Raw genomic sequence first — 11,149 nt, forward strand, 5'->3', positions numbered from 1 at the left:
CCTTTCAGATCCGATCTGTGGCGCCGAGCGCCAAACTCCTTTGCCGACTAAATTTTTTTGTTCCGAAATACCCCAATCGTGGTATGGTCTTTCCGGTTTGGAATCAAACAGTGGTAGTTCGTAAAGTGCAGGCTCAGGAGCTAACTCGTGCGAAGTCCCTTCCCCGGCGACCAAAAAGACCATCTTTATGATGAAGTTGCAGAACAACCGCTGCCGAACGACCTTTCTCCCTGCGGCCCGAACTGCGGGTTGAACCGATTGATTCTGGGCAGCACTTCGTTGAACGAGCTGCTCGCTGAAATTACCTCCCATATCGACTCGGCGTCACTGCCCGATTCACAACTGGGTTATACGAATCCGCCGACAACTGTTTAGCTGCTAAACACGCAACGGGTCAGCGACAACCGATACCTGGCTCCCCCGGGGCATCGGAGACGCGATGAAATCCAACACAGAACTGTCCTGTGCGTAGATTACGGAAACTACTGAAAAGCAGCCTGATCGCCAGTTAGATTGGTTGCGCCGCAGCAGTCAATCGATTGAGGATTGGCGACCATTACGTGCAGCGGCTATCAACTGGGCCCATGGAACCTACCTGCTCTGGATAGACCTCACTCGGCACGGCCAGAAAGACGCAGATCTCTACCGAATTCGGGCGGCGCTACAACGAATTGAGGAAGTGAACTACGACTAGCCGGGGCCTAATCATGCAATTAGCCGTCGCAAGGTTGAGGGATGAAAGAATACAAAATTTACCCCGTCGAGGTCACGATCGGTGATCAAACCAAGCAGTACAGTGCGGCCTTTCAACTAGACACCGAGCACGCATTCTCCTGGAAGCGTGTGCTTACGATGGGACACGGACGGGCTGTCGTGCGGTGTCTGTGTCATGGAAACGGGGAGCGTCGCTTATCGATCCATAGCCGAATAAGCAGCGATCAGTTCCATCTGGCTCGCTTCCCAGATACTGGGCCCGAGCATGGCGAGGACTGTCGCTTCTACGGCGCTGCGGCGAATCAAAGCGGGCTGGGCAGCTATAAACGCGGTGTGGTCGAAGAGCTCGACGACGGCAACGTAAAAATCAAGCTCAAGGTCGGTCTTCAGCAACGGATGACCAAAGCGCCCGAAGATACGCAATCAAGTCCTAGTTCTACGACGTCCACTAAGGCTGGCTCCAGCCAGTCGAGCATGAGCCTATTGGGCCTCTTGCATTATCTGTGGACCGAAGCTGCGCTCAATACCTGGACCCCGGCGATGAAAGGCAAGCGCAACCTGGGCGTCGTCCATTACCACTTGATCAAGGCTGCCGCCAAGACGTACGCTGGCCGGATCCGCCTATCTCAGAATCTGCTGATTGGCACACCAACGGACTCGGGCCAACAGGCCAAACTTAATCATGCCAAGTCCCTATCAGCATGCGACGAAAGGCGCCGTCTGATTGTGCTGGCTCCGCTGGCAGGCTATCGAGAAGGTCTCGAATCGGCGCCCGCGTTGCCGATCTCGGGTTTTCATGGAATACCTTATCTGACCATGAGCGAGGAGTTGTGGGCGGTCACACACAAGCGATTTGCCCGCGAACTGGGCGCGTGGATCGGTAAGGATCCCGTGATGATGATCGCCCAAACTGATCCGCCTAAAGCCACCGCCACGATCGGGGCCGAGGTGATCAATTTGTCGTTGATGTGGATGAATCGAGATTGGATCCCGGTCGATTCGGGCTTCGAGGTCATTGTTGCCGACAAGCTCGTGGCCGAAAATCGACGATTTGAAAAACCTCTGCGCTTTGATAGCCAAGATGCGGTGTTTCCCGACTTCTGGCTAAAAGACCGGGGCGTGCCGGTTCCAATGGAAGTGTGGGGTATGGCGACTCCCGAGTACCAGGCTCGCAAGCAAGAAAAAACTCTTCACTACGACACCACCTACGGCCCTGGCAACTGGTGGTCTTGGAATGGTGCGGCCGGCGACGAACTGCCAACGTTTCCGCACGGTACGTAAGCGCGAAAGCATTGCGCCCAGCTGTGACCTTGCTGAGTATGGCCGGAGCGAGCCTTAAGCCGAATGATCAAGCGATACGTAATCGCATCCAAGATTTCATCGAGACCGTCTGGGTGCTGTAGCACCAGGTCGATGGGCCGATATAATGCAGAGGAAAAACCGCAATGTCAGAAATACTGGCTAACGCCAACGGAATCGTCGACCTGGCCCGGCACATTGCTGCGCGGCTGGACCCCGACTCGCTGCTGGACGCTGAAGATGTCGCTGCAATGCTTAAATGCAGTCCACGATACGTTCGGGAGCAGTATGCGTGCGCGCCAGGGTTCCCGAAGGCCATCCGCCTTACCGGGCCGAACGAGCGCCGGGGGTCGCCTCGCTGGCGCAGATCCGATATCATGAAGTGGATTGATGCCCATGCATCTGGTGCATCAAAACGTGGCGGCAGGCCACGAAACCCCACGGATGATTAAATTGGTATGGGAAACACCAACTTTCCCCATTACGCCGCAAACCCAATATCCATGCGGCATTGGGTGCCTCTCATCGGCACCACAGTATTTTGGCCCAACCCGCAGTTTTGTAACAACCGGCAGACATGGTTTACGGTTTGTACCGGTCACATGGCTAATAGCCTGACACAATCCGTCAGCGCCCGCGCGCAGCACCTCTTCCGACCGTCTTTCGGTCATGCCCCGCTTTTGCATTCTTGATTCCGCCGGTATTTCCCTGGCCGGGCCAGCGCGCCTGCTTTAGAGCGGGCGCGGCTTCACCCAGCTTCGCCTGGGGTTTCTTGTCTTTTTTGTCCATATCAATTCTCACGTTACTGTGGCGCGGGCAGGCTTGCCATCGCCAATCTAACAGCATAAGCCAACTGCCTGGAAAAGGCCCGTCGTGCGATTAGCCTCGGCCGGCATAAAGCCCGAAATAAGAAAGCCGAACCCAATGCATATAGGCTCGGCCAGTACTCGGTCAGACTGCCTGCTCACCGTTTTGGTGAGCGAAGCAATTAGAGAGGTTGGATCATGGTTGCTTGTGGGCCTTTTTGCCCTTGCGACGCAACAAACGATACGCGTTGGTTTTCTTCTAAGCTTTTATGACCACCGCCCTGAATGTCGCTGTAATGTGCGAAAAGGTCTTTGCCGCCGACCTCGGGCATGATGAACCCGAAACCCTTGTCGTTGTTGAACCATTTCACAATACCAATTTCTGTTTTCAATATAAATCCTAAATAGTAGAAGGGAAAGATATCCCCATGACCACTATGGATGCTAAGTGGCGATAAGACCAGCGATGTTACAAAACCACACAAGTTGCCAAGCAAACATCATGCCAAAAAATTCACCGCTGCTTCTTTAGCGCCAAACCAAGCAGCAACGAAGACCAGCCCTGAAACACCAGGTCGATCGCCAGGACAAGGCCCAGCAGCCACATGCTGTTGCCCGGCCAGAAGGCGGCAATCAGAAGACCGGTGACCAATGTGATGGCACCCGAGAACGCCAGCCATTGCCAGCCTTTTTGGCCCCGGTTGTTGAACCAGATCCACAGACGCAGTGCACCGACCGCAATTAATGTGGCACCCAGCAGCAAGGTCAGTATCGAAGCGCCTGCTACGGGGTTGACCAACGCCAGCACCCCCGCCGATCCGTAAAGCAGACCACTGAATGTCCAGAACAGAAAGCCGCCAAGCTTCCTGACGCGCCATGCGTGGATCAGTTGGCCAATGCCCCCGGCAAGCATAAGCGCGCCTATGAAAATGACGCTGGCCAGTGTGGCGGCAAAGACATAAATAAAGCCGATGGCGCCCAGAACAAGCAAGGCAATGCCCAATGCAACAAACCAACCCCAGCCGGCACCCAGGTCTTGCAAGGGGCGGGTGAGTTGATCTGGCACCAATTTGGAATCGTTTTCAGTATTCGACATGACTTGCCCTTAAAAAATCACCAAAGAACGCAGGGCAAAAAATTGGAAGAAACTGCGTGTACCCTGCGTGACGCCAAGTGCTTCTTTCAGAAAATCAGGCCAGGCAGGCCTTGATGCGCTCGGCCATGGCCTTCAGGTCTGAATCATCGGCGCGCTGAGCTGCATGCATGCGCAGCACCGCTCCCGCCGCATGCGGAATGACATGAAAATGAATGTGCGGCACGGTTTGGCCGGCCGCCGGGCCGTTCAGCTGAGCCACATGCAAACCCTCGACCCCCAGCGCCTTCTTGACCGCAATGGCAATGCGCCGAGTCGTGCGTATGGCAGCCATGGCGCCCGCTTCGGAAAGTTCGAGCAGGGTTTCGGCGGACTCTTTAGGGACAATGAGCACGTGGCCGTCTGCCTGCGGCATCAGGTCCATGAACGCCAGCGTTTCATCGTCTTCGTACACCTTGATGCAAGGTGCCTCGCCTCGCAAGATCTTGGCAAAAATATTGTTGGTGTCATAGGCCATTGTGGAAACTCCCTGAATTCTGAACATTGCTTGGCGAGCTAAATACCCCCGCCGACCCCAGCCATAATAATGCATCCAGCCTTCTGCGCGCCTATCTCAGGGGCGAGTCGTTGCGCAACCAATCTATGCCCGAAACACCCTGAGCCTGCAGCCATTGATTAGCCATGTCGAAATGCCCGCAACCGTGAAAGGGCCGGGGCGGCCTGGCCGCTGACAGCGGCGAGGGATGGTTGGCCTTGAGCACATGAACCGGCCCGGCCGGCGTATGAGCGTCAAGCAAGGCTTCGCGCGCCTGTGCATGCGCGCCCCACAGCATAAACACCTTGGGCTCAGGCTCTTGCAGGACCCGCGCCAGTATCGCATCGGTAATGAACGACCATCCGCAACGGGAATGCGACCCGGCTTGATGCGCCTCGACGGTAAGGGCGGTATTTAGCAACAGCACACCCTGTTGCGCCCAGCGCACAAGACTGTTTCGTTGCGGCCGATACTGCTCGGGGTATTCTCGGGCCAGCTCGGCGAACATATTGCGCAGGCTGGGGGGGGTACGACAATCGTCGGGCACCGAGAATGCCAGGCCCTGAGCTTGCCCCGGGCCGTGGTAAGGGTCTTGGCCCAACAAAACCACCTTGACCTCTTTGGCGCTGACCTCGTGCAAAGCACGAAACGGACACGCTGGAAATACCTGGGCGCCGGCAGCGATGCGGCCTTGCAAAAACTGATCAATGCCGGTTAGCGTATGCCGCACGGGCTCCGCGTCGAATGCAGCTTGCCACGACGCATCAAGTGCATCGACATGGGCAAGCAAGCCACCTTTGAATAGATTATTCGGCACGGCGTTTATTGGCCAGGCTATGGCCGGCGTTTGCCATGCTGAACGGCCTGCTCCCGGCTCCAGGCCAGAAGTTGATCTGCCAGTGCGTCAACGGCAACACCAAAGGCCTGCACAACCTCGGGCACCTCTTTTCCGTTTACGGGCTGGTCAATATCGAAACGCCGGGAAGCCAGAATGCGGGACGCAACCGCATCGGTCAGGGTAGCGTCAACCACCACCCGCACAACGGGGGCACCCGATCTATACACCACGTTGAATTGAAACAGCTCGCTTGAAAGCTCGAGATCGGCACTTAAGTTGCCGCTATCGGTGACCACGGAACGAAACGCGCTGGACGCCCGAAAGGCCTCAACCAAGCGGTTACGAACCAGAACCGGCGCGGCATCGCTCCAGCGGGCACCTTTATAAGCGCTGATGCGATCGGTTTCGGGCACGACCAATATTCGCGTGCTGTCGACCGCCCGGTTGGCATAGGGTGTGGCCACACGAAGCACCACCGGAAGCGCGGATGCCGCGGGCGAAGCCGACGACTCGGTGGCGTCCGGCGACGATAACCGGTAGAACGACAGCGTTTCTGACTCCGGCAACACCGAACAGCCGCTCAAGGCCAGCGCGGTTGCCAAAACAGAGAAAACACGCCGCCATGCCGGGAAACGCTTGAGCGAAATAAGATGGATCATGGTTCGAACTCCTCGACCTTGGTGCGTCCGAGTAGGAAATTGGTGGGACTATCGCCCAACTTGCGTATGACTTCCTGCAGTCCCGTAAGGGTTGCGCGTAATTCGTGCAGTGCCGGACCCAACTGCCGTAAGCCGTCAACGCCCGAATACACCCCCGCGCGGTTCTCGTCGACGAGCTGGTTCAGACTATTGCCGGTTGCCTCAAGCGCAGCCATGGCCTGCTGCACGCTTTGCATGGTGGCGGCACCTTGTTTATCGAGCAGGTTGTTGGCGCCGTCCATAAGCTCACTGGCCTTGACCAGCGCCGTATTGGCCTGTCGCCCTGCCTGGGTAACCACTTCGACTACATCGACGAGGTTCTCGCTCTGCCCTGCCATCGATTCGGTCAGCCGCTCGAGGTTCTGAAGCGAGCGGCTGATATGTTCTGAATTTTGCGGCGACAGTATCTGCTGGGCACTCATGACCAACGAGGTAAGGTTGGTCATGAGGTTGTCGCTGTTGGCCAGCAATTGTGAAATGGGTGACGGAGTGGCGATAATGATCGGGTCGCCCGTTTCAGGCTCCGGCAGTTCGGGGCTGTCTGGCGAGCCGCCGCTTAAGCCGATTACCGAGGCCCCGGTGATGCCTGTCAGAACCAGCCGGGCTTGGGTGTCTTGCTTGATTTTTATCTCTTCTTCGACCTTGATGCGTGCCTTGACCACAGTGGGGTGATCCGGGTCGAGCGAAAGATCCAGTACCTCGCCCACCTTGATGCCGTTGTACTGCACCGCACTGCCAACATTAAGGCCGCGAACCGCTTCGTTGAAAACGACCATGTAGTAGCGTTCGCCAGAGCTTTGGCCGACTTTGCTGAGCCAAAGCGAGAACGCAACGGCCAAGACCGCCACAAGGATTGTGAAGGCTCCTATCAGTACGTGATGCGCCCTGGGTTCCATTATTTCGCGCTCCGCGATTGTTGCGCCGCGCGATTCGCCGCACGGCCTCTGGGTCCATGAAAATACTCGTGTATCCAGGGGTCGTCTATGGCCTCGACACGATCCAGCGTGTCGGCCGCCAACACCTTCTTGCGTGAAAGCACCGCCACGCGGTCGCAACTGGCATACAAGGTATCAAGGTCGTGCGTAACCAAAAATACCGTCAGGCCCAACGCATCGCGCAAGGTCATGATCAGGTTGTCAAACGCTCCTGCCCCAATGGGATCAAGACCGGCCGTGGGCTCGTCCAGAAACAAGATATCCGGATCCAGAGCCAGCGCCCTGGCCAGCGCTGCGCGCTTGACCATTCCGCCTGAAAGCGAGCTGGGATACAAATGGCCGGCGTCGGAAGGCAGCCCGGCCAAACCAATTTTGCTTCGAGCCAGTTGCTCTGCTTGTGCCCGGCCCAACCCGGCTTGCTCCATTAACGGCACGGCCACGTTTTCGATGACCGTCAGTGAAGTAAACAAGGCGCCGCTCTGAAACATAACGCCGAACCGACGCTCAATATGCGCTCGCTTGTCGGACGGCAATGCCAGAAGGTCTTGGCCCAGTATCTGGATACTGCCGGCGGCCGGCGGCTGCAAGCCCACGATGGAACGCAGCAACACTGACTTGCCGGTACCAGAACCGCCCACCACACCCAAAATTTCACCCTTGTGAATATCCAGGTCTAGGCCCTCGTGTACCACGTGGCTGCCAAAGCGGTTTACCAGGCCGCGTACCTGCACAATGGGAGCGTGATTCGCAGGCTCTACCATCCCATCTCCATATAGAACAGTGCGGCCAGGGCGTCGATAAGTATGACGACAAAAATGGACTGCACAACCGCCGAAGTGGTGTGTTCACCCACTGACTGAGCACTGCCACGCACCTTGAAGCCCTCGAGACAGCCAATAATGGCGATAAGGTAGGCAAATATCGGCGCCTTGACCATGCCCAGGACAAAATGCCGCAAGGGAATGTCGCGCTGAAAAATCGACAAGAACATACTGGGCGAAATGTCGAGTGCCAGGGCGCACACCAGCATGCCGCCCGCTATGCCCGACACCATGCCGACAAAGGTCAGCGCCGGCAAGGCAACCAGCAAGGCCATGATGCGCGGCAACACCAGCAGATCAATCGGGCTCAGCCCCATCATGCGAATGGCGTCGATTTCCTGGTTGGCCTTCATGGATCCCAACTGTGCCGTATAAGCGCTGGCCGTTCGGCCCGCAATCAGTATGGCGGTAAGCAGCACGGCAAACTCGCGCAAGAACGAAAATCCCACCAGCATTACGGTATAAATGGTGGCGCCGAAATCAGCCAGCACGGTAGCGCCCAGAAAGGCCACTACTGCACCCACCATAAAATTGAGCAAGGCCACAATGGGCACTGCGTTAAGACCCGATTGTTCAATCTGGGCCACCACCGCAGTAATGCGCCACTGGCGCGGCCGGAACAAGTTGCGAACCAAGGCCTCAAGTGTCAGCCCCAGAAAACCGACTAACGCGACAACCAGGCGCCAGACTTGCTCCATGGCCGCACCCAGGCCGCCCAGCGCTTCGCGCAGTCGGGAAACACGGGGTGAAGCAGGCTCTTCTTGCGGCTGCGCATCAGCCACAGCGGCCAACAAGGCCAGACGCTCGGCCGGCAGGGCCGTTTGCCGATCAAGCACTTCGCGCAGGCGGGCGGGGCCGACCAACCGCGCCAATTGGGCCGCCCCGGCCGTGTCCATGGCCGACAGACCGGAAAAATCTACGCCCATAATGGGCAACGAAACCGGGCTGTACGTAGGAACATCCAAAGGTGAGCCTGCCTGGGCTCGCAAGGCTGAGATTTCGCGTTCGAGCGCCTGGTAATTGAGCAGGACCCAATCGCCGCGAACGACCAGCCGCGCCGCGCCATCGCGGGTGTCCAGACTCAGGAACCGTTGCTCGCCCCGCATGGATCGCCTAGTCTCGCCACACCGTAAAGGCTTCGGGCGCCACCCGAGGGGTTCGGAAGGTATTGACCAGGGCGTCGGGGTCGGCATACCCCAACGCCATGCCGCAAACGAGCATTTCGTTATCGTCTGCGCCGATGTGGGGCAAGATAATGCCCGCAAACGAATTCCACGCCGCCTGAGGGCAGGTATCAAGGCCCCGGGCGCGCGCGGCCACCATGATGTTTTGCATGAAGGCGCCGCAGTCAAGAAGGGCTCCCTGGCCCATAATGGTGTGCACGGTAAAGAACAGCCCAACGGGCGCATCAAAGAACCGGAAGTTGCGCTGATGCTGAGCATGCATGCGGTCTTTCTCGCCCTTGGCAATTCCCAGCAAGCCGTACAGCCCCCAGCCGTTTTCGCGGCGACGCTCTAGGTAGGGGTCGATCCATTTCTCGGGGTAATACGGGTAGGCCTCTTGATAGCGCAGCGCCTGCGAAGGGTCGGCATAGACCTGGTCGTGGGCGGCGCACACTTTGTCAACCAACGTGTCGCGGGTATTGCCCGTTAATACATAGGTCTTCCAGGGCTGGGCATTGGCACCTGAAGGGGCACGACTTGCCACGGCCAGAATGTCGCGAATGACTTCGCGGTGCACCGGCTGACGTGTAAAAGCCCGAATGGACTGACGTGAACCGATGGCGGCATCGACATGCTCGATGCTTTCAGGGGAAAGCGAAGAAACCAAAACAGACGACGACATGCGCGGCAAGACTCCTGAAAACAGATGAAACACCTGCCAGTTTACTGGTCAGCCGGCAAAACGACCAGTCTTTGCCCCCGGCTGCAACGGATAAAGGCTGACGCGGTCGCATCACTGCCCCGCGTTTCATGTGGTTGCAAATCTACACAGATGTCCATATGATGTAAGCGACAAACTATTTTGCGCGCCTAGGCAAGCTCAACACCATGAATGTGTCGGATATCCCTTCTCCTTCCCCCGAGACCGCCCGGCATCAGCAGGGCGCTCTAGCCACGCCGGCTGCCGCAAAGGCCGGCCGCGCCCGTAGCAAAAGCGCTCCTCGTTTCTCGGCTCTGCGCAGACGGCGGCTGCAGCTGGCTCGTTATTTGCGATTAATCGCCAGTTTGCGCGACGAAGCCGACGAAATGCGTGCTGAAATTTCCAGCCTCGAGTTCATCATCGGGGCTCAGGCCGAAACCATTGCGGCGCTGCGCGCTCAAAAAAACCGCCGCGACTAACCCTCGAAACCCGCTGCCGGCGGGGCAAACCATATATTACTCAGTCCAGGCATGCGATTTGCCCGGGATTCATTCTGCGCGGCCCGTTTGTCGCCGCACACAGGAGAATCGCCATGGTTGATCACGTATTTCAGACGAGCTTGGCCCACGTTCCAGAGGTTCCGCCCGTACAGCCTCCGCAAACCCCGCCGCAACGGCCGCCTGAAACCACCCCCCCCGGCCCCGACGAGGTACCCCCGGGTACCCCCGACGACATTCCGCCACCGACAGAACCGGATCCGAATATCGACCTGCCGCCTCGCGAAGCGCCACCCGGCGTGGGCGAGCCGCCCCAGACGCCGCCACAAAACCCACCGGAACATGTGTAGAGCGCTCGCCGGAGTAAGGCATGAGCCCCAAAGACTATTACCGGCTTATACGCAACTCGGTCATTGCCTGGCAAAGCGACTACGCCAGCAGCCTGGGTGCGGCCATCGCCTTCTACACCGCTTTCTCGATTGCCCCGCTCATGATCATTTTGATTGCGGTGGCGGGCGCAGTGTGGGGAGAAGACGCCGTGCGGGGCGAGCTTATGCAACAACTGGGCGGTCTTATCGGTAGCGATGCAGCCGCCGGCATCCAGGCCCTGATCCGCGATGCCGACCGCCCTAACCAGGGCCTGACCGCAACCTTGGTCAGCGCAGCAGTGCTGATCTGGAGCTCGACCCGCGTATTTGCCGAACTTCAGAGCGCGCTGGATCGCATATGGGAGGTGCCCAAGGCAGCACGCATGCAGGGTATATGGCGAACCCTACGCACCCGGCTGCTATCGTTCGGGCTGGTGCTTGGCCTGGCCTTTCTGCTGTTGGTTTCGCTGGTCATAAGTACCGGCCTGGCCGCGCTTGGGCAATGGGCAGGCGGTTATTTTCCGGGCATGGAGGCAGTGCTGCAACTGCTGAACGCCGTCATTACCTTTGGCGTGACAACCGTATTATTCGCCATGATCTTCAAGTTCATGCCGCAAGCGGCCATTGCCTGGAGGGACGTGTGGACGGGTGCGTTGGTTACTGCGATGTTGTTCGAGATCGG

General features: G+C 58.1%; 14 protein-coding genes. 5 read left to right on the forward strand and 9 right to left on the reverse strand.

Annotated features, from left to right (window positions below):
- The first annotated feature begins 147 nt into the window (after nucleotides 1-147).
- Both VL003_RS00340 and VL003_RS00345 read left to right on the forward strand, forming a co-directional pair.
- The gene (locus VL003_RS00340; RefSeq protein ID WP_325438434.1) at nucleotides 148-375 is read left to right on the forward strand and encodes a hypothetical protein; all 228 of its coding nucleotides are present in this window, start codon (nucleotides 148-150) and stop codon (nucleotides 373-375) included.
- Nucleotides 376-735: 360 nt separating this feature from the next.
- Nucleotides 736-1,995 (forward strand): DUF1173 family protein, encoded by a 1,260-nt coding sequence (locus tag VL003_RS00345; protein WP_325438436.1) that lies wholly within the window; start codon nucleotides 736-738, stop codon nucleotides 1,993-1,995.
- A gap of 1,006 nt (nucleotides 1,996-3,001) precedes the next feature.
- Here VL003_RS00345 and VL003_RS00350 read toward each other — a convergent pair.
- From VL003_RS00350 to VL003_RS00390, 9 genes are all read right to left on the reverse strand, one after another.
- Nucleotides 3,002-3,211: a cold-shock protein gene (locus tag VL003_RS00350; protein WP_325438437.1), complete on the reverse strand. Its 210-nt coding sequence runs from the start codon at nucleotides 3,209-3,211 to the stop codon at nucleotides 3,002-3,004.
- A 122-nt stretch (nucleotides 3,212-3,333) separates the two neighbouring features.
- The gene (locus VL003_RS00355; protein ID WP_325438438.1) at nucleotides 3,334-3,915 is read right to left on the reverse strand and encodes an HdeD family acid-resistance protein; all 582 of its coding nucleotides are present in this window, start codon (nucleotides 3,913-3,915) and stop codon (nucleotides 3,334-3,336) included.
- A gap of 94 nt (nucleotides 3,916-4,009) precedes the next feature.
- Nucleotides 4,010-4,429: an HIT family protein gene (locus VL003_RS00360; protein WP_325438439.1), complete on the reverse strand. Its 420-nt coding sequence runs from the start codon at nucleotides 4,427-4,429 to the stop codon at nucleotides 4,010-4,012.
- A gap of 91 nt (nucleotides 4,430-4,520) precedes the next feature.
- Entirely contained in the window at nucleotides 4,521-5,264 is a 744-nt protein-coding gene (locus VL003_RS00365) for a uracil-DNA glycosylase (RefSeq protein ID WP_325438440.1), read from the reverse strand.
- 17 nt (nucleotides 5,265-5,281) lie between these two features.
- Complete coding sequence (locus VL003_RS00370; RefSeq protein WP_325438441.1) at nucleotides 5,282-5,944, reverse strand: ABC-type transport auxiliary lipoprotein family protein; 663 nt, start codon at nucleotides 5,942-5,944, stop codon at nucleotides 5,282-5,284.
- A complete protein-coding gene (locus VL003_RS00375; protein ID WP_325438442.1) occupies nucleotides 5,941-6,831 on the reverse strand; it encodes an MlaD family protein in 891 nt (296 codons plus the stop codon). The genes VL003_RS00370 and VL003_RS00375 overlap by 4 nt, the downstream gene beginning before the upstream one ends.
- Before the next feature lie 47 nt (nucleotides 6,832-6,878).
- On the reverse strand, nucleotides 6,879-7,679 hold the full coding sequence (locus VL003_RS00380; RefSeq protein WP_325438444.1) for an ABC transporter ATP-binding protein: 801 nt from the start codon (nucleotides 7,677-7,679) through the stop codon (nucleotides 6,879-6,881).
- Nucleotides 7,673-8,845, reverse strand: coding sequence for an MlaE family ABC transporter permease (locus VL003_RS00385; RefSeq protein ID WP_325438446.1), 1,173 nt, complete (start codon nucleotides 8,843-8,845; stop codon nucleotides 7,673-7,675). Before VL003_RS00385 ends, VL003_RS00380 begins: the two co-directional genes overlap by 7 nt.
- 7 nt (nucleotides 8,846-8,852) lie before the next feature.
- The gene (locus VL003_RS00390; protein WP_325438448.1) at nucleotides 8,853-9,584 is read right to left on the reverse strand and encodes a nitroreductase; all 732 of its coding nucleotides are present in this window, start codon (nucleotides 9,582-9,584) and stop codon (nucleotides 8,853-8,855) included.
- A gap of 206 nt (nucleotides 9,585-9,790) precedes the next feature.
- On the opposite strand from VL003_RS00390, the gene VL003_RS00395 reads away from it, so the two are divergent.
- The 3 genes from VL003_RS00395 to VL003_RS00405 form a co-directional block, all read left to right on the forward strand.
- Entirely contained in the window at nucleotides 9,791-10,081 is a 291-nt protein-coding gene (locus tag VL003_RS00395) for a hypothetical protein (protein WP_325438450.1), read from the forward strand.
- Nucleotides 10,082-10,194: 113 nt separating this feature from the next.
- Nucleotides 10,195-10,449, forward strand: a complete 255-nt coding sequence (locus VL003_RS00400; protein WP_325438452.1) for a hypothetical protein — start codon at nucleotides 10,195-10,197, stop codon at nucleotides 10,447-10,449.
- Between the two features lie 20 nt (nucleotides 10,450-10,469).
- Nucleotides 10,470-11,149: YihY/virulence factor BrkB family protein (locus VL003_RS00405; RefSeq protein ID WP_325438454.1), on the forward strand; the 680-nt coding region annotated here is incomplete at its 3' end.

Source organism: Pusillimonas sp. (assembly GCF_035515275.1).
Taxonomy (GTDB): domain Bacteria; phylum Pseudomonadota; class Gammaproteobacteria; order Burkholderiales; family Burkholderiaceae_B; genus Pusillimonas.